Genomic DNA, 23,514 nt, shown 5'->3' on the forward strand with positions numbered 1-23,514 from the left:
TTGAGGAAGTTGAGTTTGTCATTCAAGTTCCTATGTAAAAACAAGTTTATCCAGCAGTATTACAAATGAACCGATTAACGAATAAATATAATACCCCGAAAGTTAAAGCTTTCTCATTACAGTTTGTACTGATTGTTCCTTTTTTATTGCAAATTTTTAGCACAGTAAGTTTGGTTGGTTACCTATCTTTCAAAAATGGACAGAAAGCGGTGAACGATCTAGCTGCACAATTAATGGAGCGAACCCGCACTAAGGTAGCTCTGCACCTGGATTCTTATTTGTCTATTCCTCACAAAATTAACCAGCTAAATGCTGAGGCGATCGCAATGGGATTATTAGATGTGAGCGATCGCCAAACCATCAGCAAGTATTTCTGGAAACAAATGCAGGTATATGATTTGTCTTACATCGGCTTTGGACTGACTACTGGTGAAGGAGCAGGAGCCGCTCGCTATGATGGCAAAACTTTGACAATTGATGATTGGAGTACCCGTCCGCCGAATAATGGTCATACGTACGCTACAGATGAGCAAGGTATCCGCACTCATGTAACTGATATTTATGATTGGAATAATTTCCAAGAAAGCTGGTATACCGAACCAATGAAAGCAGGTAAACCCATCTGGTCAAGAATTTACACTTGGAATTCTGCTGATACTCCCTATATTACTGCCTCTGCTGGTCGTCCTATTTATGACACCCAAAATCGTTTACTGGGAATGGTTGGCGCAGATATTCATTTCTTAAAGTTGAGCGAGTTTTTACAGCGTTTGGATATAAGTTCTACTGGTAAAATTTTCATTTTAGAGCGTAATGGACTGCTGATTGCTAACTCTGGAACTGAAAAACCTTTTATTGTCGTTAAGGATGAAATTCAGAGGTTACAAGCTACAGACAGCACTGACGCTGCTATTCAAGGTATTGCCAAAAATATTCAGCATAGTTTTAATGATTTCCAGTCAATTACCGAACCGCAAAAACTGCAACTGAATTGGCAAGGAGAAACTCATTATGTAAATATCCTTCCTTGGCGTGACCAGTATGGACTTGATTGGTTAGTGGTAATTAGTCTGCCAGAACAAGTTTTCATGTCCCAAATCAATGCTAATACCCAGATGACAATTTTGCTGTGTCTAGGAGCATTAGCGATCGCCAGTATTATGGGTTACTTTACCACCCGTCGCATTGCTCGCCCAATTTTGCGAATTAACCAAGCCAGTCAGGCAATGGCATCTGGTAATTTAGACCAAACAGTAGAGTTAACTAAAATTTGGGAACTCAACATACTTGCTCTTTCTTTTAATTATATGGCAGAGCAATTGCGCGAATCTTTTGCCGCCTTAGAAAGCAGTAAGACAGAATTAGAAGACAGAGTAGAAGAACGCACTACTGAACTCAAAAAAGCCTTTGGGGAGTTGCAGCGTAGCCAAGCACAAGTAATTCAAAGTGAAAAGATGTCTAGCCTGGGCCAATTAGTTGCGGGTGTAGCTCACGAAATTAATAATCCTGTCAACTTTATCCACGGCAATATTACTCATCTGAGCGCATACACACAAGATTTACTGCGGATGATTCAACTTTATCAAGAACGTCATCCTAGTAATGACTTAGAAGTGCAAGAACTGGCAGCAGAAATTGATTTAGAATTTTTAATTGAAGATTTACAAAAAATGCTAACTTCCATGAAAATGGGGACAGATCGCATTCGTAATATTGTGCTATCATTGCGTAATTTTTCACGCATGGATGAAGCAGAGTTTAAAGCAGTTAATATTCATGAAGGAATTGAAAGTACGCTACTAATTTTGCAACATCGGTTAAAAGGCAAGTCAGAATCTCCGGCAATTCAAGTAATACGTGATTATGATAATTTGCCGGAAGTGGAATGCTATCCTGGGCAACTTAATCAAGTATTCATGAATATTTTAGTCAATGCAATAGATGCTTTAGACGAAGTTAATATTACAGAAAAATATTCCAGCTTAATTACTATTCGTACTTCCATGATCAATAATTCCCAATGGATAGAAATAGCGATCGCAGATAATGGAACGGGTATGCCAGACAAGGTGAAAAACCATATTTTCGATCCTTTCTTTACAACCAAACCTATAGGTAAGGGTACGGGGATGGGTATGGCAATTAGTTATCAAATTATCACTGAAAAACACGGCGGCAAGTTGGAGTGTGTTTCGATTTTGGGTAAAGGGACAGAGTTTGTGATTCAAGTCCCTATTAAGCAGCAGGTTGCAGGATGATTTTCAACGCAGAGATGCGATAGGCAAAGCCATACCTATCGCATCCCATTCAATTCGTCGAACTCGCGTTAAACAAGAATGTTTCCACCAGATAGTATCCGTTCAATGCTACTGACTGATAAGACATTCGCGCTAGCACTATTCATAATTTGGAACCAGCCATCAACATCGGGTGTACCAATAGTGTAGGTGCCACTACCGAGAACAGGCAGGATTAAGGTATCGAAGCCTTTACCACCATCCAACTTGGCAGTCCCAAATCCCACATCAAAGATGTCGTTTCCATTCCCTGCATTGATGAAGATATTGGCAATAGCTCCATCCTGATTGGCACTTTCAATGGGATTGTCTTGAGCGTCTAAACCGATAATGATTCTTGCTTTGAAATAATCGTTACCTGCTCCACCATCAATACCAACAAACTCTACCCCATTACCTTCTATACCTACAGTAGTACCGTAGCCGCTAATCTCGTCTTTGCCGGCACCTGCGTCGATGCGACCCGTATTGAAGATACCAAATCCACGTCCATCTGCGGCAGAATTACCCAAACCACCAAGACCAATTCCTTTGATGACATCATTACCATTGCCACCGTTGATGTCGGAACTGTTAGAAATACCTATACCATCACCACCAAGAACTCGATCATTTCTACCGTTACCTCCTTTGCCAATACCAAGAATTAAATCATCTCCATTTCCACCATTGATCATGCCCGCGTTAGAAATGCCAATGCCTTTGCCACCTACCTCAAGGTCATCGTTTTCCCTGTTGGTCCCCGCACCGCCTGTTCCCATGCCGATAATATGGTCTTTTCCTGCATCCCCATTGATTTGGACTGTATTAGAGATGCCGATGCCATCTCCTCCCATGCCATAGATGCTAAGATTGCCCTCACCTGTGCCGATGATAGAATCATTTCCTGCACCGCCATTGATAGTGCCACTATTTGAGATCCCAATGGCATCTCCTCCAGAGCCTTCTCCTATACCTATGCCTTTGATCTCGTCATTGCCTGCATCTGCGTTAATCTTGCCTTGATTGAAGATACCGATACCGTCGTCACCTCTACCTATACCAAGGATAGAATCATTTCCTGACCCAGCATTGAAGATGCCTGCGATACTGTTAAAGATGCCTGTTCCTTCCGTTGAGTTCCGGAAGATACTGGCGCCCTGACCTGTGCCTATGATGGTATCATTTCCCGATCCAGTATTGATGGTGCCGCTATTGGAGATACCAGTTCCGCCTGAATAATCACCATAACCTTCACCGTTAATACTGTCATTTCCCGCATCAGTATTGATGATGCCAATATTAGAGATACCAATTCCGGCTGCATAATTACCCCAACCTTTACCATTGAGGGCGTCATTTCCCGCATCAGTATTGATGATGCCAATATTGGAGATACCAATGCCCTGTGAATACAAACCCTGTCCCTCACCATTAATACTGTCATTTCCTGAACCAGTATTGATAATGCCGCTATTGGAGATACCAATTACATCTGCATAATTATCATAATCACCATAACCTTTCCCATTGAGAGTGTCATTTCCTGAACCAGTATTGATGATGACATTGGTTGCAACTTCAATGCCGATATTCATGTTCAATTCTTCAATTAATTCATCTTGATTATATTTTTTGAGGTTCTGAGAAGCGCCTTTCTGGTTACGCATAGAAATTCATCCTTATATTTTAGTAGTGTTCATTACTGAACGGCTTTTAAATAAAAACAAAGCGAGAAAAAATAGGGAAGTTAATCACAAATGGGCAAAAAATTCCTTTGTTCCATCAATAAGTTCGCCAAAATAACTCAATACATGAGTAGTGAGCTTAAAGAATTAGCCTTTTACCAAAATGTAGGGGTTTAAGTCCCCAGGTTCTATCAAGCTGCAAGTGTTGTGGCAGGGTCTAAATCCACGTTACAACACGTAATTGCGTACAGCCTAGCGGTATCCGTCGGCTCTATTGCGTTAGCGTAGCTCCTCTAAAAGAGGCATTGCGAATTGGTTTAAAAGTTTCTGCGGTTAGGTGTTAGATGCGCCTATATAAAGCTATCAATATACCCAACCGAATTTTAAACTTCATACTAACAGTATAGTAAGATTACGGTGGTAATTTTGTTTAAGTGTATATAAAGTTTTTAACAAGATTTTTACTGTTTTCTTATTGGTAGCGTAATGACAAGAAAGCTAAAATCTAAAATTGTTTGACATTGACATTAATGTCAAGGTTTAACCTGAGAAGGTCTGTGTTGATGTGATTCTCATGCTATACCCTCAGCGTTTTACCCAATTTACTCAAGAACATGCGGATACTGTAGCGGCTGCGCTATGTGGAATACTGTTGTTTTTGGGATGGTTAGCTTTACATATTGGTTGGTTGGGATGGGCGTTGTTGCTGTTACCCGCAGCTTATGTGATTGGTGGTTATGAAAGCGCCCGTGAGGGTTTGACTACTCTAATTAAGGAAAAAGAATTAGATGTAGATTTACTGATGATTGTGGCTGCCCTTGGTGCGGCTAGTCTGGGTTTATGGCGTCGGGAATATTATCTTTTGATTGATGGGGCAATTTTAATTCTCATCTTTGCCATTAGTGGAGCATTAGAAGGTTATGCCATGCGGCGGACTGAACGCAGTATCCGCAGTTTAATGAGTTTAACGCCAGATACGGCTAGGGTTTTATTTCAGGGTCAAGAAGAAATGCTACCCATTACTCAGCTAAAAATAGGGAATGAAATTGTCGTCAAACCTGGAGAGTTAATTCCTACTGATGGCATGATTATCTCTGGTTACAGCACTCTCAACCAAGCAGCAATTACAGGTGAGTCTTTACCCATAGAGAAAACCATCGGTGATGAGGTGTTTGCTGGGACGCTTAACGGTTATGGGGCTTTAAAACTAGAAGTACACAAGCCAGCATCCAGCAGTTTGATTCAGCGCGTGATTCGCTTGGTGGAACAAGCACAAACAGAAGCACCTCCTTCTCAACAGTTTATTGAGAGATTTGAACGCATATATGCGCGGGTAATTGTTATCGCCGGGGTATTGCTAGTATTTTTGCCGCCTATGATTTGGGGTTGGAGTTGGGAAGTGACGATTTACCGCGCCCTGACTTTTTTGGTGGTGGCTTCTCCTTGTGCGCTGATGGCGGCTATTATGCCTACACTATTGTCGGGAATTGCTAATGGTGCGAAACAAGGAATTTTATTTAAAAATGGGGCGCAGTTAGAAAAGATTGGTAAAGTCAGAGCGATCGCCTTTGATAAAACTGGGACTTTAACTACAGGAAAGGTACAAGTTGACCAAGTGATTGCTGCTAGTGAATATTCGCAATCTGAGGTATTAAAAGTAGCTGCTGCTCTAGAATCTTATTCAGAACATCCCATTGGTAAAGCCATTGTCCAAGCAGCTGGTGAAGACTGGGTACGTGGGGTTGATGTGCAAGCCATCCCCGGCCAGGGAATCCAGGGGATAGTCAATCATCAAAAAGTGATTGTGGGGAATACAGCTTTTGTCCAGCAATATGTTTCTCAGTTCCCAGAAACCTTGCAAGCTCTGGCGATATCTTTGGCAGCAGAGGGAAAAACCGTAGTCTGGATAGCAAAAGAACAGACACAGGAACAAGGAAAATTTGCTGTAATGGGTGCGATCGCCATTGCCGATCTACTCAGACCAGAAGCAGTAGCAATGATTACCCGGTTGCGGAAGTTGGGAGTTGAACAAATTGTGATGATTACTGGAGATAACCAGCGCACGGCTGACAGTGTAGCGCAAACAGTGGGCATTGATCGAGTATATGCAGAACTGTTACCTGAAGATAAGCTAGATGTGATTCGTCAACTCCAGCAAGAGTATCAAACAGTGGCAATGGTGGGGGACGGAATTAATGATGCGCCAGCCTTAGCTCAGGCTTCTGTAGGCATAGCTATGGGGGTGTCAGGTAGCGATGTCGCCTTAGAAACAGCAGATATAGTATTGATGGCAGATAAATTAGAAAAACTAGGTGCAGCCATAGAATTAGGCAGGCGATCGCAACGCATAGTCAAGCAAAATATAGTTATCGCTCTCAGTTTTATTGCTTTGCTATTAGTTGGTAACTTTTTAGGGAATATCAACCTACCCATTGGTGTAATTGGTCACGAAGGTTCTACAGTTTTAGTGACCCTCAGTGGTTTAAGATTACTCAGAAATTAGCCCAAATGCTTTGAGCAAGAATCCAAAAACTTAACCCAAGATTGGGTCTGAATCAAGTTCCCACTGATGCTTAAGCAATTCTTGGTACGTCGTTTCCTGAATCATCATCTGCTTATAGAGCATCAGCAAAAACTCTTGAGCTTGTTCACGTGACATCTGCTGCACTTGGTCAGAAAACGTTCTGAGACTAAATTCTTGTTCTAAAGATAGTGACATGGGTTGATTCATTGTCTGCTAAGTCGCCCAACTGGGCGAAAACTAAAAGGTCAAATCAATTCTCAAGTTTGCAGGAACTCTCCAAATGCTACATATTCGTTTCCAGATATCTTGCATCTGCTTGGGGTTCTCATAACGTTTATCCCAAGTTCCTGAAGAAAGTTGCCCAAAGGGTTCCTGAAACTCCTATAGCAATTAAAACGTTAGTGAAAAACTTACCTAGTTCAGTTTCTTGTCCTAGGCTGTTGTCCTGTTGACCCGCTGTGAAAAATAATGACCAAGCTTGGTTAGCATTAATCGTCTCGAAGTCATTAAAATCAGGGCGAAAAACAACGGGGCCAATTAAATCTTTTTTAGGGAAATCAAAATCAGTTTTCATGGGTTTAGGTTTATTTGCGTTTGCTTATGTAATTAAATATTATCTTATGTAAACAAATGTTGCAATGTATTTACAAAGTGCAAATGGCGGTAAACCGTACTCAGCAGGCTAGAAAGTTTCTGAGGATAAACCGCTAAAACCCAGAGAATCTTTGCTAAATTTTTACATTTATTTTCATTGATATGAACCACAATCATGTATGGTTAATCCCCAAACACATGAACTCTTCCCTGTAGGAGAGATTGGTGTGAGGAAAATTAAGTGTAGAAAAATCAGGTAATTTTATACTCAGGAGACATTACATGGGATTGAGTGATCATCTGTTAGACCCCAACAAAAAAGCTATGGTTGTAGACGATTGCTGTAATATGATTGACCAGCAATTAGCTGCCAAATCAGGCATTAGCGGCATAGCCTTGAAAACTGCCTTCGCAGCCCTCAAGGGAGTGAAACCAGGGTATATTCCCTATGTTGTCGAGCAGCTACTACCCCAGTTCTTGACAGCCCTTGATCCTTTGTGGAATGAGGGTGTAGAAAAGGGTGATCCAGCCGCTCATCTCGTCACTAGTCGCTCTGACACCGCAGATGCACTACTCGGTGTTACCGATGCTAGAGTCCAGTACACAAAACGCCAAATCGTTAAAGGAACGTACGACAAGTTTCGGGGGACAGCCAAAAAACATGTAGAGGAAGCAGTACCCGATTTGGCGAAAATAGTAGATAAATATACTCAGAAATAATTAAAAATAACATTGGGTATTGGTGTAATTGCTTATACCCATACCCACCAAGCAGAAAGATATATAATTCCACTTCCGGTTAGCATAGAAGGCCAAGATACGGCAAAATTTTGGTTGACTCATGCAAACAGATTTACCCAATATCCATCTGCTGACTCCATCGCCCAAATTGCCTTTATATGGCAAAAGAATTTTAGTCACAGCACCGAGAAATTATGCTTCTCGGTTCTCAGAACAAATTATTACACAAGGTGGCCTACCTGTACTTATGCCCACCGTCGAAACTTGCTATTTATCAAAGTACACAGAATTAGACGCTGCACTCAGTCGCCTAAATGAATTTAATTGGATTGCTTTTACCAGTAGAAACGGCATCATGGCGTTTTTTGAGCGTATGAATAATTTAAATATTGGCATATCTGCCCTTAAAGGTTGTCAATTATGTGCTTTAGGGAAAGATGCAGATATATTATTATCTTGTTTTGGCAAAGTTGATTTAATCCCATCAGAACCTAGCCCTAAGGGTATAGTGAACGAATTAGCCAAAATTCCGCAAATTCATCAGCAAAAAATCTTAGTACCTGTTCCTGAAGTTATTGGGATACCTGAGCCGAATATTGTACCTAACTTCATTTCAGAATTATATAAATTGGGATTAAAAGTAACTCGTGTCCCCGCATATATTACACAGTGCTTACATAAAGATATCTATGCAATTGAATTAAATTTGATTCAACAAGGATTGATAGATGTAATTGCCTTTAGCAGCACAGTAGAAATAGAAAGCTTTTTGACAATGGTTAACTCACACAGCGATTATGAAAATTGCGTGATTGCTTGTTTTGGCCCTTATACAGCGACCAATGCCCAAAAATTAGGTTTTAACGTAGCTATTGTATCAAAAAACTATAGTTCATTTGCCGGATTTACAGAAGCGATCGCCCAATTTCTGACTTGTACTAGCAGTTAAAAAACCCAACACACTAATCCATGTTGGGTTACTTTAAGAGAAGGCTAGCCTATACGGTTTTCAAATAAACTGATGTCTGATAATCTTTCCAAAGCTAGGAGTTTTGTTACTTCCCGCTTTGAAAACAACTAACGACACTGGCGATATTTGATGTGATAAATCAAACCACGGTGAGCGAGGTCAAAAGAGTCAACAGTCGCCATCCCTGAACCACTGGCGGTCATTGCAGCATTTACCCGCATATTCACGCTGTCACCACAACGTGACCAGACATCAGCCACAGTCACTAATTTATCTCGAACGTTGTAATCACTTTCACCTTTCAATGTCCTAGAAAAAACAGGGCCACGCTGACCAGCAAAAAAGTACTCGGCTCTTAGCCTTCCTGTTGTACGGGGAGCAATATAACCCCGATAATCAGCGTCGTAGAGGGAAATTTGAAAACCTTGAGGTACTTGAATTGGTATGCTCAAGTTACAGCTTTTACGGCTTTCTTCTGTCTTATTTCCTAGAGCTATAAACTGATCAAATAGAATACTTAGTTCTTGTCCATCGGGACTAACGCTCACACTCGCAGATCCACCAGGACAACCGTTACCACCATATTCTGCACCTAAAATTTCAACTTTATTAGCAAGAGCGGGACCAACAGATGCAGTAGTTATCAGTGTAGCTGCTGCCAGAAAAGCCTTTAAAAAGTTGATCGATGTTTTCTTAAAGTTTGGATTATTCATTACTCACCTTTTTGAGAAATTTGAATAGTATTAGCTCCAAACTTCATGAGAAGAATTTCGGAAATTAGCTCTTTAAGTTTTATATAGCAATCCGCAATCAATTATGCGTTTTTTTAGTATAAAATATAACTAACTTTTTTAAATAAAACTTTCTGCCCTCAGATAAGCGTACTTCTGCCTTTTTCAATAACTAGGGCTAGAAGAAACTAGCCCTGTATTTACTTAGCAATTCGCATTCTGAGAGAAAGCGATATTAGCCCGCTGACTGGAGATTAATCTTGACGACTTTGTTCTTTTCTTCTTCAGCTTTAGGCAGTGTCAAAGTCAAAATACCGTCTTTATATTCTGCGGTAACATTGGTATTTTGAATGCGAGTAGACAAAGGAATTACACGTTGAAACTTGCCATAACTGAATTCGCTTTTAATTACCCCTTTGTCTTCAGATTTATGTTCAGATTTACGTTCACCGCTAACATAAACAGCTTTTTCTGTCACCTGCACATCTAGGTCTTTAGAATCAATTCCCGGTAGTTCTAGCTTTAAATGAATTGCTTCTTCGGTTTCTTGTAACTCAGCAGCAGGAAATCTGTTTAAACTTCTTTCAACCAATGTTGAAGGTAGCATTTCTTCATCAAACAAATTATTGATTTGACGTTGCAAGGTATTGATTTCTTGCCAAGGATTCCAACGTACTACTGCCATATGTACACCTCTTCGTAATAAGTATTTATGACCGACAAACTTGAGTTTTATGCTTATATCCTAGGCAAAAACAAAATTAGTGTAAATTCGGCTTTTATCACTTCTTCATGATGATTACCGAACCTAAGTGTTTATCCAAGAAATGTACGGTAAACTACACTTGTTTGAGTTCGGAAAACCGAAAATAGTAGTTTTAGTGGGTAAACCCCACTCCTCTTTCATGAAAAATACCTCGCCCATAAGGATGAACGAGGTATGGATAGGAGTAAATCAACAAGGACTTATGATTCTATTTGTCCCTTTTGCGAGAAGAAGGGGTTCTGGAGATTACTACAAAAAAATAGTAGCAATCTTCAATTCATAGAGCACAATCCTCACGAACTAATGCAATTAGTTCTATAGTCCATGCTCTTGAAGTGTAGTAAACCCTGGACTATAAAGCCCACAAGTCTTTTACAATTAATAATCTAACAAAGATAATTTAATATATCTTGCCAATTTGGCGTTTTTTTGCAAATTTATTAGCTTATACAGGTAATATTAGCAGGTAAAACTTGCCGCAATTATGTATCATCTAATGAACTTTTTGGCTAACTCTAGGTATAATGCGGCTTAAAGCAACGGCAACTAACCTAGCAAGTAAATAAACCAGAAAACTTTAATAATTATCCGATAGGTATTAAGATAAACAGAATACTGGCAACTAAATTTTGAGGATTAACTGTTAGTTGTGTAATGTTAGTACAAACGCCCAATACCACAACTTACGGACGATGCAACCCCAGCAATGTAATTCTCCCTGACTGGGCAAAAAAATCAAATTTTAACTTAGATGGTCTTTAAGCTGTGCTTGAACTTGGGTTAGCGAAGACTACAGTGTGTAAAATAGTGTGTGTACGACAACTGCTGGCACAAAAATTGCCGGGGGTGTCAGAGATCATCAGGGTTTTTGGGTGGCGATCGCCTGCGGCAGTGCGCTCTGCGCTATCGCCTACGCCCCGTCGTAGATAATCGCACAAAGAGCGTTTACTATCAGCGATCCCCCGTCTTTAGGAGGCGATCGCATTGGGCCAATGGGTTTTATCAATGTTGATGATGCATATCTGGGATCGTCAGTTGACTAGTGGTATACCACTGAAAACGGCATAGTCTTTGGCTGACGTGCCGAAAATCTTCATTTAAAACAGCTAAATTACCTATTAACATTAAAATGTCTCCACTCGGTGTCGCTACCAGTCACTTAACGCATGTCCTCGAAATAGGAGAAGCACAACTCTGGCTGTTGTTGGTGGGAGTAAACCAATACCAAGATGAGAGATTACCCCCACTGCGCTACTCAGCTGTTGATTGTCAGGGTTTAGCCGCAGCCTTAGCAGACGCTACCCAAGAATTTCCCCATACAGAAAAACGGGTTCATCATGATTTGACTTCCCAGCCACCCACCCTGGCTACAGTGCGTGCTAGCTTAAACCAAATTACTACTGCTGCTCAACCACAAGATACGATTTTATTTTATTTTTCTGGACACGGGATGCTAGAGCCAAATTCCCAGCAAGCATTTTTGTGTCTCACAGATACTCAAACAAATGATTTAATTAACACAGGTTTAGGGTTACAAGAACTTTTACATCTATTAGAAAATAGCGGGGTACAAACTCAGCTAGTGTGGCTGGATGCTTGTCATAGTGGTGGACTGACATTCCGAGGTGCAAAAAGTGATACCCATAAACCATCTTTGTCTAACCCCACACAGCAGATGGTAGAATTATTGCGCCAACGAGCAAAGGAAAGTAAAGGATTTTATGCCTTGCTTTCTTGTGATACCAATCAACAATCATGGGAATTTCCCGAATTGGGACATGGTGTGTTCACTTATTACTTGATGCGGGGATTGCGAGGTGAAGCAGCTGATCCCCAAGGTTTGATTCATGCTGATGGACTTTATCAATATGTTTATCAGCAAACGCGGCAATATATAGAACAAACAAACCAGCAATTACGGTTAATTAACCAGCAAAATAAAACCAGAGGTGACACCAAAGTTTATTCTGAATATCCGCAGCAAACACCCAAGCGGATTGTCGAAGGAGTAGGGGACGTTATTCTGGGTTTAAAACCAGCAGTTGGAGAATTTGCATCTCCTAGAAAAGCATTAATATTAGAAGGATTAGCAAATCATCAAACTACCCTTGCTATTAGTAAATTCTTAGGATCTGTCGGTGGATTTGAATTAGAGTATTGGCGGCGCAGTCTCAACATTACTACTGAAGATTTACACACTACTATTCAAGCTTGTCTACAAAGTAATTCCCAAACTTTCGGCACAGTACTGTTATATTTACGTGGACGAATCGAGGAAACTGAAGCTGGTGAACCTGCCTTAGTTTTAGCAGAAGATATCCGCCTTAGTCGTTCTTGGTTACGACAAGAGTTAAGACGTTCCAATTATGCCCAACAAATTATTATCTTAGATTGTCCAGTAGGAGTAAATAATTATGCACACATCCAAGATTGGGTTGAAGATTTACAACTAGGATTTGAACAAGGACAATGTATAATTGCTGCTGCTTCCTTGAAAAATCATCCTGAACAATTTGCTCAGGCTTTACACTCTACCTTAGAAATAGCCCAACAACAACCTAGCTTGTCAGCAGCCGCTTGGATTACACAATTGCAATTGTCTTGTCACCACGAATTACCGCTGCATATTTGGTTATCTGGGACACAAGGTGTAATTGAAATTATACCTGCCAGCAAGAGCAGTAGAAGTATGCTCTCAACGGCAGCCATTGACTTAGGGATTTGTCCTTACCGGGGATTACAAGCTTTTACCGCAGAAGATGCTCAGTATTTTTACGGTCGAGAAATTGTGGTGCAGCAACTCATTAGCGACTTAAGGCAAAAGTCATTTATTGCTGTCGTGGGAGCATCGGGTAGTGGTAAATCTTCTGTAGTACAAGCCGGATTAGTGGCTCAATTACGACAAGGAAAACTTTTACCAGGTAGCCAAGATTGGTGGATTAGAAGCTTTCGCCCTGGAGCAAATCCCCTGCAAACATTATCACGTCGCCTGGTAGATAGTGGTACAGAGCGCGAAAAAGCTTACCAGCAAATGCAAATAGAAGGGATGTTGTATCAAGGGGTAGAAGGATTTAAAAATTGGGTAGGCGATCGCCCAGAACCAATGGTAATTTTGGTAGTAGATCAATTTGAAGAATTATTTACCCTCACCCCTAGTGAAGATAGGCAGCGTTTCTTAGAAATTGTCTTAGGGGCGCTGGAATATACACCAGACAAGTTTAAATTAATTATTACCTTGCGGGCAGACTTTATTGCCCCTTCCTTAGAAGTAGCGACATTAGCCAAGCTTTTACAGCAGTCGAGTGTGCTGTTACCCCCCTGCTTAACAGCAGAAGAATATCGCCGCACTATTATTAACCCCGCCGAACAAGTAGGTTTAACGGTCGAACCGGAATTGGTAGAGGTGCTGATACAGGAGTTAAATCAATCCCCCGGAGACTTACCACTATTAGAATTTGTGCTCGCACAGTTATGGGAATACCGCGAAAATGGAGTCATGACCTTACAAGCCTACCAGCAGCACTTAGGTGGGATTAAAGGGGCGCTGGAAAGTAAAGCACAAACAGTTTACGAAAGTTTAGATCCAGAAGCCCAAGAATGTGCGCGGTGGATTTTTTTATCACTGACTCAATTAGGTGAAGGTACAGAAGACACCAGACGACGGGTATTGAAATCTGAATTAATCGTCAGAAAATATCCAGTGGCTTTAGTTGAAAGAACATTGCAAGCATTAACTACCGCCAAGTTGGTAGTCATAAATTTAGAAGAAGATCCAAACGCTTTTAGAGGAATCAAAGGACAAGGAAAAACTTCCTCTCCATCTCCACATTTCCCCCCCACTCCAGAGGAGTCACTGAATCCTCCCATGTCCCCATCCCCAGCAGTAACCATAGAAGTAGCCCACGAAGTTCTAATTCGCTACTGGTCAACATTGCGCTGGTGGCTAGAGGAAAATCGGGCTAAGTTGCGATCGCATCGTCAAATTACCCAAGCAGCTGCTTTGTGGCGCCACAGCGATGAACAACCTGATTTCTTATTGCAAGGTGTTCGTCTCGCCGAAGCTGAAGAAATTTATGTCAATTATACAGATCAACTTTCTTTTGATGTCCAACGTTTTATTGAAGCTTGTTTAATAGAAAGACGACGCCAACAACAACAAGAAAAAAGTAGACTCAAGCAAGCGCAAAGAACTGCGGCAATTATCAGTATATTGGGATTGACTGCTTTTGGTTTAGCTATTTTAGCTTATCAACAAACCCAAAAAGCGCAGTTACGAGAGATACAAGCTTTAAATTCTTTGTCAGAAAACCTTCTCCTTTCCCATCAACAATTAGAAGCATTACTCACTAGCGTTCAAGTAGGGAGGGTAGTACAAAAAATAACTCCCGGTACCCCGGAAAATACTTTAAATCAAACTACAAATATTCTCCAACAAGCAGTCTATGGCACACAAGAACGTAACCGCTTGACTCATGATGCTTGGGTTACCAGCATCAGTTTTTCCCCGGATGGTCAAATTTTGGCCTCTGGTACTGCTGACAACCGCATTCAACTTTGGCATAGTGATGGCAGTCCACTGTCAACTCTTGCAGAGCATAGCGATAGTGTCAATAGTGTCAGTTTCTCACCTGATAGCCAGACATTAGCCTCTGCTAGTACTGACAAAACTGTGAAACTCTGGAGCCGTGACGGTAAATTACTCACAACTCTGACAGGACATCTGCATGGTGTAAATAGCGTCAGTTTTTCCCCAGATGGTAAAATGATTGCCACTGGTAGCAACGATAACACCGCTAGACTCTGGACTCGTGACGGCAATTTACTCGTAACCCTCGTAGGACATAGCCGCAGTATCAATAGCGTCAGTTTTTCCCCAGATGGTGATACAGTTGCTTCTGCTAGCGATGATGGCACAATTAAGCTTTGGAGTTTGGATGGCCAACTGTTAACAACCTTACCAGCACACACGCGAGAAGTTTTAGATGTCATATTTAGTCCCGATGGACAAACAATAGCCTCAGCTAGTGCTGACCAAACAATTAAACTCTGGAGTCGTGATGGTAAGTTACTGAGAATTATCGAAGGGCATGACGCTAGTGTCTGGGAAGTGAGATTTTCTCCCGATGGTAAAATGATTGCTTCAGCTAGTGCTGATAAAACTATTAAACTTTGGACTCGCGCAGGTAACTTGCTAGGTACTTTGCCAGGACATAACCATGAAGTTAATAGTTTAAGCTTTAGCCCAGACAGCACCAAACTAGCCTCAGCTAGTGATGACCATACTGTCCGACTGTGGAAAATAGAAACAACCCTACCACAAAGTTTTTATGGACATCAAGGTAGTGTCAATGATGTCAGCTTCGTTGCTAATGGTAAAACCATTGCCTCTACTAGTACCGACAACACTATGAAATTGTGGAATTTGCAGGGTCAGTTGCTAAAAACATTACCTTCACCCATTGATCATGTTACTAGCATCAGCTTTACTAGCGATCGCAATATAGTTGCTTTGGCCAGTGCAGACCAGACAATCCAACTTCGTCAGCGCGATGGCACTTTGCTGCAAACTCTCCAAGGCCACAAACACTGGGTAACAAGTATGGATTTTAGCCCTGATAATCAAATTCTCGCGTCAGGTAGTGCCGACAAAACCATCAAACTCTGGGGACGAGACGGTGGACTGCTGAGAACTCTCCCCAGTCATCATGGTTGGGTGACTAACGTTAAATTTAGCCCAGACGGCAAAACCATCGCCTCAGCCAGCGCCGACAAAACCATCAAACTCTGGGGACGAGACGGTCGCCTGCTAAGAACTCTCTCAGGACATAGTGCTAGTGTCTGGAGTATTAATTTTTCTCCCGATGGCAAAACCATTGTATCCGCTAGCCAGGACAGAACCGTGAAACTTTGGAGTGTGGACGGTTCCCTACTGAACACCTTTGAGGGGCATAATGATGTAGTTGTCAACGTGAATTTCTCCCCCGACGGCAAAATCATCGCCTCAGCTAGTGACGACGGTACCATTAAACTTTGGAGTGTCACCAGTGGTATTTTGCTAAAAACTTTCTCAGGACATAACGGCGGTGTCAGGAGTGTAAGTTTTAGTCCCGATGGCAAAATGCTGGTTTCTGGTGGTCAAGATGCCACAATTAAATTGTGGAATTTACAGCAAATAGAACTGCAAACATCAAATCTCGATCAGCTGCTGGACTTAGCTTGCGATCGCCTGAGTAATTATCTGCAAACCAACCCTAATGTGACCACAGAAGAGTTCCAACTGTGTTTTTAAGAGGGTGACAGCACAGCGAAATATTTTTTCAAGATAAAATAGGTATATGAACAGACGCTATTTTTTAGAGAGTAGTGCAGTCATCATCGGCACCACATTTTTAGTACGCAATATCAACTGGGGTTCAGCAAACATGACAACTTCTCAAAGTAACTTTGAAATTACCAAAACAGAACAAGAGTGGAGTACCACTTTAACACCAGAACAATTTCGCGTTTTACGCAAACATGGAACTGAACCCGCCTTTACCAGCCCACTAGATAAACAATATGCTGAAGGCACTTTTATCTGTGCAGGCTGTGAACAACCACTATTTACATCTGAAACCAAATTCAACAGTGGTACCGGCTGGCCTAGCTTTTATCAACCAATTGACGGTGCGATCGCCACTACCGTAGATCGGTCGTTTTTTATGACCAGAACAGAAGTACATTGCAGTCGTTGTGGTGGTCATTTAGGTCACGTATTCAACGATGGCCCGGCACCCACTGGTAAACGCTACTGCATGAACGGTGTAGCAATGGAATTTATTCCTGCTTAGTGGGGAAAGAGGCAGGGGGTAGGGGGCGAAACCGAGACGAAGCTTGGACTCCGCCCCTTATGAGCATCCCAGAAGCGGCGCACTGAGCGGTTCGACCCTTCGGCAAGCTCAGGGCATCGCAGGCTCACTGTATCATTTGCTGAAGTGGACGGGGCTTGTACCCGTGTTCTGCTCTGCTCCACGCAGGAGAAAAGGGCTTGTTTACCCTGCCTCTTCCGGTCACTGGGATTCCCCACTCCCTACTCCCCACTCCCTACCAAATCAAAGGACTTAATGTGTTACCAAGTTTTCAAGCCGCAATTTTCGATATGGATGGTTTGCTTTTTGATACGGAAAGCATTGCTCGATGGGCTTGGAAGCAGGCTCTCAGTAATTTTGGCTATATTATGAATGATGATTTATACCTCGAAATTGTTGGTCGAGATTTGTCATGGCGGGAAAAATTACTCAAAAAGAAATATGGGGATAGCTTACCTTTTGATTCTGTGACCACAAAACGCATTGAAATAGGCGATGCACGAGAAATCGAAGAAGGTCTACCATTAAAGCCTGGTGTCTTAGATTTGCTGAAGCAACTCAGTAGCCTAAATGTAACTATTGGATTGGCAACCGGGACAGACCGCGTTAGAGCCATCCGCCGATTGACAAATGCTGATATTCACCAATACTTCACTACTATTGTTACTAGTGAAGATGTTGCCGAGGGCAAACCTGCACCAGATATTTTTTTAGAAGTCAGCCGCCGGATGAATATTGCACCTATGCAGTGTGTAGTTTTTGAAGACTCATGTGTAGGTGTGAAAGCTGCTTTTCAAGCAGGTATGTGTCCTATTATGATTCCCGATATAGAACAGCCATCTTGGGAAATTACAAATTTGGCTTATTGCGTATTTAACTCTTTAGAGCAAGTAAGCGCATTATTAACAGACATTAAATAAAAATTAGTCCTCAATTGTAGCCACAACTTCCCCAGTTTGGCTAGTATTATAACCACCTATAGCTTCTAACTGTGAGAGTACCCGGCGATGTCCTAAAGTGCCTAATAATTGTTGTACTGGGGCTTCGTCTAAGTATGACTTGAGAACCGCCAAATCATAGCGTGATTCTTGTAAAGGGATAAATCCTAACCCGAAGGCGGCGGCTACAGATGCAGTGCTAATACCAGATGTAACTTTTCCACTAGCCACTGCTTGGGCTACTTCTAGATGCCCGTGGACAATGTAGTCAAATCCTTTGACGGCTGTAAAAGGAATATTGGCATCGTTAAGCGATCGCTCTAAGACTTGGCGACTACCTGAACCTTCTTCGCGGTTGGCAATGGTCACACCAGGTTGTACTAAGTCTGCAATAGTTTTCAAACCTAGAGGATTATTTGGCTGAGTTAATATTCCTTCCTCCCAAACCCCAAGATTAATTAGTACAGCCGCTGCGCCTTGAAGAACAGAACGCACAAAAGGAGTATTATATTCCCCCGTTTGGGGATCGTACATATGCATCCCCGCAAAGTGAACTTCTCCCCGACGTAGGCGGTGCAATGCCGTCATACTGTTATCTAATGTCCAATGTACCCTCAAATTGGGATGCCAACGTTCCGCAGCCCGGGCCCATAAAGATAAAGCCGGCGCACAACCAGCTAAAATCACCGTCTGATGCAAATTACCGGGATCATCTAAGAGCTGGACACGAATTGTCTGTGTCCCAGGCAGGCGATCGCCTTCCCCATCAGCTGGTACCATCTCTGTACGAAAAGCATCTTGACCAATCAAGGGATGAGCAATCCATTGTTTGCCAACTTGAGCCAAAATTAACCGTAAACGCTGACCTAATGGCACATTGTAAGCGGGTACGGCTTCTATTTCTGGTAAATCTTGCTCTAACCAAAATAAATCTTCCACCTGACAACCCAGGGCTTTTGCCAACCGCAGGGCGATGGTGGTGGATGGTGCATATTGTCCTGATTCCACACCACTAATAGTTTGACGAGTCACGCTAGCCAAATTAGCCAAATCTTGCTGACTCATACCCAAGCGGATTCTCGTTTGCTTTAATTTGTTGCGAAGTTCGTCCTGTTTTACCACGTTTTAGTTTTTTGCGGTTATCCTTTTCCTTAAATTAGCGTGAATTGGTTAGGCACTCTAGCAGCAGGTAATAATAAGATAATTCCCATTACTTTCCAGCCTTCTACTCGCCCATTGACTCAACGTCCATGACTGAAACTTCCCCTAAACCCATTGCAACAACTACCCCTTTACCTGCAAATGAAGGAGAACGCTTAGAGGCACTGCGGCGATACAATATTCTCGACACACCAGCGGAAGTTGCCTTTGATCGCATCACTTCTTTGGCAGCGCGTTTATTTAATATGCCCATGGCACTGGTTTCCCTGGTTGATGAATCGAGAGGCTGGTTTAAATCTTCCTATGGCATTGATATACGTGAGGTGCAGCGAGATGCAACTATTTGCAGCTTGACGCTATTATCTAACGAGGTTTTAGTGATTCCCGACACCAGGCAAGACAATCGGCTCGCCTTTAATCCATTTGTCCAAAATGAACCGGGTTTGCGGTTCTATGCCGGCGCACCATTGCTGACTCCAGATGGCTTCAACTTAGGCGCTCTTTGTTTGTTAGATACACAACCGCATGATGGCTTAACTAATGAACAAAAAGCCGCCTTGGCGGATTTTGCCGCAATGGTGATGGATGAACTAGAACTACGACTGGTAGCCAGTAAAATTGCTCAAATCGATGCAGCATTGCTAGAAGTGACTCAAGGTGTTTCTGCTGTCACGGGTGAAGCATTTTTCTTGGCTTTGGTAGAACATTTGAGTAAAGTACTGGGGGTTGATTACAGCTACATTGGTTTGGTGGACGCAGATCAGCACGAAGCAATTCGGACGATCGCTGCCTATGGACAGGGGCAAATCATCGACAACTTTGAATACCAGCTGCATGACACCCCTTGCCGGGAAGTACTTCAGACAAAAAAATTGTGCTGCTATCCCCATCGAGTCCAAGCTTTGTTTCCCAACGCGCCGCTGCTGAAACCTCTCAAGGTGGAAAGCTATGTAGCAATTCCCTTTTTTGACGCAACAGGCGTACCTATGGGGCTACTGGGGGTGATGGATAGTAAGGCATTGACAAATGTTCAACTTGCCGAATCCCTATTGACCATCTTTGCTCTGCGGATCGCCACCGAACTGGAGCGACAGCAAACAGAAGCAGCACGGCAACAAGCCCAGCAGGAGTTGGAGCTTTTAGTTGCCCAACGAACGGCTGAATTATCCCAAGCCAACGAATTACTCCACTGGGAAATTGCCGAGCGGCAGCAAGCCGAAGCTGATTTGGCAACAGAACAGGAATTACTCAAAGTACTGCTTGATAATGTGCAGGCAGGAATCGTAGCGTGTAATGCCGAGGGAATTTTAACTTTATTTAATCGAGCCGCACGAAAATTTCATGGTTTGCCGGAGCAACCACTACCACCTGATCAATGGGCAGAATACTATGACTTGTATTTACCAGATGGCACAACGCTGATGCCCAAACACGAGATCCCGCTATTTCGAGCATTACAGGGTGAAATAGTTGAGAATGTGGAAATGGTGATTTCGTCCACACAGGGAAGGGCAAAAACGCTGCTTGCCAGTGGACAGGCCATCGTTGATAGCCAGGGCAAAAAACAGGGGGCAGTCGTTGTCATGCATGATATTACCGAACGTAAACAGGCAGAAGCCGAACGCGCCGAATTGATCCGGCAGCAGGTTCAAGAGCAAACTGCACGCATCAAAGCAGAAGCCGACCAGCAACGATCAGCATTTCTCGCAGAAGTCAGTACAGCACTAGCATCCTCATTGGATGATGAATGTACTTTAAAAAGTGTGGCGAATCTAGTGGTGCCATTCTTTGCGGACTGGTGTGCCATCGACCTGCTGGAAAACAATCAATTCATTCATCGGGTTGCAGTGGCTCACTGTGATCCCACAAAAGTGGCATTGGCCTGGGAAATTCATCGACAATATCCCAGACACATGGACGAAACAGAGGGAGTACCCAAGGTGCTACGAACTGGAAAAACCGAAATAGTGTCAGAAATTCCCGATGCTGTATTGGAAATGGTGGCTCAAGATCCTGAACATTTACAAATATTACGCGAACTGGGCTTAAGGTCTGGCATGATCTCACCATTAATTGCCCGGGGACAGATTTTAGGGGCAATTACCTTTGTCACGGCTGAATCCCATCGCCGTTATAGTCCAGCAGATGTATCCTTAGCAGAAGACATCGCCCATCAAGCAGCCATCGCCATTGATAATGCTCGCCTCTACCGGGAGGCACAGCAGTCGCAACAAGCCGCAGAGGAATCTGCCGAGCGCATTACCCGGCTTCAATCTGTAACGGCTGCTTTTTCGGAATCCCTAACTCCCATCCAGGTGGCAGATGTGATTGTAGATCAAGGAATTGCCGCTCTGGGCGCTAATTATGCCCTTGTGGCTTTAGTGGATGACAGTGGTACGGAACTCGAAGTCGTCCGCAACGTGGGCTGTAAACTAGAGCAACTCAACGGTTGGCAGCGTTTTTCGCTCGATGCGTCTGTACCTTTAGCAGAAGCCGTACGCACCGGACAGCCGATTTGGGCAGAATCATCACAAAAACGAGCAATGCGCTATCCGCATCTCAGGGAACAGTATCAGCGGTACAACTTTGAAGTCTGGATTTCCATTCCCCTGATGGTTGAAGGTCGGGCCATCGGAGGCATGTCCTTTGGTTTCACGGAGCCGCAACAGTTGGAGAGAGAGCAACAAGTGTTTATCTTATCCCTGGCCCAACAATGTGCCCAGGCGATTACCCGTACCCGCCTCTACGAAGCAGAACGAACAGCAAGAAGTGCCGCAGAAACAGCCAACCGAGTCAAAGATGAATTTCTCGCAGTGCTGTCCCATGAGTTGCGATCGCCTCTCAATCCAATTTTAGGCTGGTCAAGGCTACTTCAGAACGGCAAGCTAGATCAAGCGAAGACGGCACAAGCCTTGGCAACTATCGAGCGCAATGCCAAGCTACAATCGGAGCTGATTGAAGACTTGCTTGATATTTCCCGGATTTTGCAAGGAAAACTCAGTTTGAATGTCAGTCCAGTAAATTTAGCATCGACTATTCAAGCTGCCCTGGAAACCGTGCGACTGGCAGCAGAAGCTAAATCCATCACCATAGAAACAAGTTTGGCATCTCAGGTGAAACTTGTCTTAGGAGACTCTACTCGCTTGCAACAAGTAATGTGGAATCTGCTTGCCAATGCCGTTAAATTCACCCCCGCAGGCGGTAAGGTTGAGGTGCGACTAGAGCAGATAGATCATCATGCTCAAATCACCATCGGCGACAACGGCAAGGGCATTGCTTCAGATTTTTTGCCATACATCTTTGACTACTTTCGTCAAGCCGATAGTACTACAACACGTAAGTTTGGCGGATTAGGATTAGGATTAGCTATTGTACATCATCTCGTGGAATTACATGGTGGCACCGTGGAGGCAGACAGCCCCGGTGAAGGGCTAGGAGTCACTTTTACCATCAGGTTACCACTCCAGCCCATAAGTCCAGCAGCAAATCAAAAGGAGCAATTCTCCCAGTCATCCCTCAATTTGCAAGGCATTCAAGTTTTAGTGGTGGATGATGATACCGATACACGAGAGTTGATTGTGTTTTTGTTAGAGCAGGCCGAGGCCAGCGTCATTTCCGCAACTTCAGCCAGTGCAGCCTTGGCAGCGTTAACACAATCTCCGCCACATATCCTCGTCAGTGACATTGGAATGCCAGATATGGATGGCTACATGCTAATACGGCAAGTGAGAGCTTTGCCACCAGAACAGGGCGGGCAAATGCCGGCGATCGCACTGACTGCTTATGCTGGAGACTTTAATGAAAAACAAGCTCTCGCTGCTGGCTTTCAACGTCATATAGCAAAACCTGTGGAACCCAATGAGTTAATCAACGCCATCGTCTCATTGCTCGTTGAACACTAATTAGCCACAATTGAGATGACAAATCTGCAATTAACCTAGCTTTTCTGAGCAGGAATTTCCTGTAGAGAGAGTCATTAAAAGAGCGATCGCTCATCTCTGCATAAAGGTCAGAATTATCTCTGTACCAAGTTTGTACCATAAGTTACTAATTTGGGAGTTTCACTCGTATTTATTGATAGTATTTTTCTTTTATTCTTTAAAATAAAACCATTTGACGTAAATTTAAAGCAATAAATATTTATAAGATTAACTTTAGATTATAGCTAAAAACAGATGTAGTCTAGAATTGATCACAAAACTATTTACCCATAATAACAAAATATTGCAATTAATACTCGTATAATCTTGACACAGGTTCTGTTTTATTTTAGTGTT

At 42.8% G+C, this 23,514-nt stretch carries 14 protein-coding genes; 8 read left to right on the plus strand and 6 right to left on the minus strand.

Annotated elements, in window-relative coordinates; all coding sequences use genetic code 11:
* Nucleotides 1–65: 65 nt before the first annotated feature.
* The gene (locus ACM0OT_RS09400; RefSeq protein ID WP_414564108.1) at nucleotides 66–2,258 is read left to right on the plus strand and encodes a sensor histidine kinase; all 2,193 of its coding nucleotides are present in this window, start codon (nucleotides 66–68) and stop codon (nucleotides 2,256–2,258) included.
* Between the two features lie 68 nt (nucleotides 2,259–2,326).
* On the opposite strand, the gene ACM0OT_RS09405 is transcribed toward ACM0OT_RS09400, so the two are convergent.
* Nucleotides 2,327–3,946 (minus strand): beta strand repeat-containing protein, encoded by a 1,620-nt coding sequence (locus ACM0OT_RS09405; RefSeq protein ID WP_414564109.1) that lies wholly within the window; start codon nucleotides 3,944–3,946, stop codon nucleotides 2,327–2,329.
* A 592-nt stretch (nucleotides 3,947–4,538) separates the two neighbouring features.
* Here ACM0OT_RS09405 and ACM0OT_RS09410 point away from each other — a divergent pair.
* Complete coding sequence (locus tag ACM0OT_RS09410; RefSeq protein ID WP_414564110.1) at nucleotides 4,539–6,467, plus strand: heavy metal translocating P-type ATPase; 1,929 nt, start codon at nucleotides 4,539–4,541, stop codon at nucleotides 6,465–6,467.
* Nucleotides 6,468–6,497: 30 nt separating this feature from the next.
* Here the strand turns inward: ACM0OT_RS09410 and ACM0OT_RS09415 are convergent, their stop codons facing one another.
* Together ACM0OT_RS09415 and ACM0OT_RS09420 are read right to left on the minus strand one after the other, a co-directional pair.
* The gene (locus ACM0OT_RS09415) at nucleotides 6,498–6,695 is read right to left on the minus strand and encodes an NblA/ycf18 family protein (RefSeq protein WP_414564111.1); all 198 of its coding nucleotides are present in this window, start codon (nucleotides 6,693–6,695) and stop codon (nucleotides 6,498–6,500) included.
* 127 nt (nucleotides 6,696–6,822) lie between these two features.
* On the minus strand, nucleotides 6,823–7,062 hold the full coding sequence (locus tag ACM0OT_RS09420; protein ID WP_414564112.1) for a hypothetical protein: 240 nt from the start codon (nucleotides 7,060–7,062) through the stop codon (nucleotides 6,823–6,825).
* Nucleotides 7,063–7,364: 302 nt separating this feature from the next.
* On the opposite strand from ACM0OT_RS09420, the gene ACM0OT_RS09425 reads away from it, so the two are divergent.
* Nucleotides 7,365–7,802: a DUF6918 family protein gene (locus ACM0OT_RS09425; RefSeq protein ID WP_414564113.1), complete on the plus strand. Its 438-nt coding sequence runs from the start codon at nucleotides 7,365–7,367 to the stop codon at nucleotides 7,800–7,802.
* A 121-nt stretch (nucleotides 7,803–7,923) separates the two neighbouring features.
* Nucleotides 7,924–8,772 carry a uroporphyrinogen-III synthase gene (locus tag ACM0OT_RS09430; protein ID WP_414564114.1) on the plus strand — a complete coding sequence of 283 codons (849 nt, stop codon included), beginning with the start codon at nucleotides 7,924–7,926 and terminating at the stop codon, nucleotides 8,770–8,772.
* Nucleotides 8,773–8,900: 128 nt separating this feature from the next.
* On the opposite strand, the gene ACM0OT_RS09435 is transcribed toward ACM0OT_RS09430, so the two are convergent.
* Nucleotides 8,901–9,506 carry a DUF4360 domain-containing protein gene (locus ACM0OT_RS09435; protein ID WP_414564115.1) on the minus strand — a complete coding sequence of 202 codons (606 nt, stop codon included), beginning with the start codon at nucleotides 9,504–9,506 and terminating at the stop codon, nucleotides 8,901–8,903.
* Between the two features lie 253 nt (nucleotides 9,507–9,759).
* On the minus strand, nucleotides 9,760–10,209 hold the full coding sequence (locus ACM0OT_RS09440) for an Hsp20/alpha crystallin family protein (protein WP_414564116.1): 450 nt from the start codon (nucleotides 10,207–10,209) through the stop codon (nucleotides 9,760–9,762).
* A gap of 1,210 nt (nucleotides 10,210–11,419) precedes the next feature.
* Here ACM0OT_RS09440 and ACM0OT_RS09445 point away from each other — a divergent pair.
* From ACM0OT_RS09445 to ACM0OT_RS09455, 3 genes are all read left to right on the plus strand, one after another.
* On the plus strand, nucleotides 11,420–16,579 hold the full coding sequence (locus tag ACM0OT_RS09445; RefSeq protein WP_414564117.1) for a caspase family protein: 5,160 nt from the start codon (nucleotides 11,420–11,422) through the stop codon (nucleotides 16,577–16,579).
* Nucleotides 16,580–16,625: 46 nt separating this feature from the next.
* Nucleotides 16,626–17,120, plus strand: coding sequence for a peptide-methionine (R)-S-oxide reductase MsrB (msrB, locus tag ACM0OT_RS09450; protein WP_414564118.1), 495 nt, complete (start codon nucleotides 16,626–16,628; stop codon nucleotides 17,118–17,120).
* Between the two features lie 197 nt (nucleotides 17,121–17,317).
* Entirely contained in the window at nucleotides 17,318–18,058 is a 741-nt protein-coding gene (locus ACM0OT_RS09455) for an HAD family hydrolase (protein ID WP_414564119.1), read from the plus strand.
* Between the two features lie 3 nt (nucleotides 18,059–18,061).
* Here ACM0OT_RS09455 and ACM0OT_RS09460 read toward each other — a convergent pair whose 3' ends face one another.
* A complete protein-coding gene (locus tag ACM0OT_RS09460) occupies nucleotides 18,062–19,198 on the minus strand; it encodes a substrate-binding domain-containing protein (RefSeq protein WP_414564120.1) in 1,137 nt (378 codons plus the stop codon).
* Nucleotides 19,199–19,326: 128 nt separating this feature from the next.
* Between ACM0OT_RS09460 and ACM0OT_RS09465 the strand changes: the two genes are divergently transcribed.
* Nucleotides 19,327–23,139: a GAF domain-containing protein gene (locus ACM0OT_RS09465; RefSeq protein ID WP_414564121.1), complete on the plus strand. Its 3,813-nt coding sequence runs from the start codon at nucleotides 19,327–19,329 to the stop codon at nucleotides 23,137–23,139.
* Nucleotides 23,140–23,514 lie beyond the last annotated feature (375 nt).

This window comes from Anabaena sp. CCY 9613 (assembly GCF_963920895.1).
GTDB lineage: Bacteria > Cyanobacteriota > Cyanobacteriia > Cyanobacteriales > Nostocaceae > Cyanocohniella.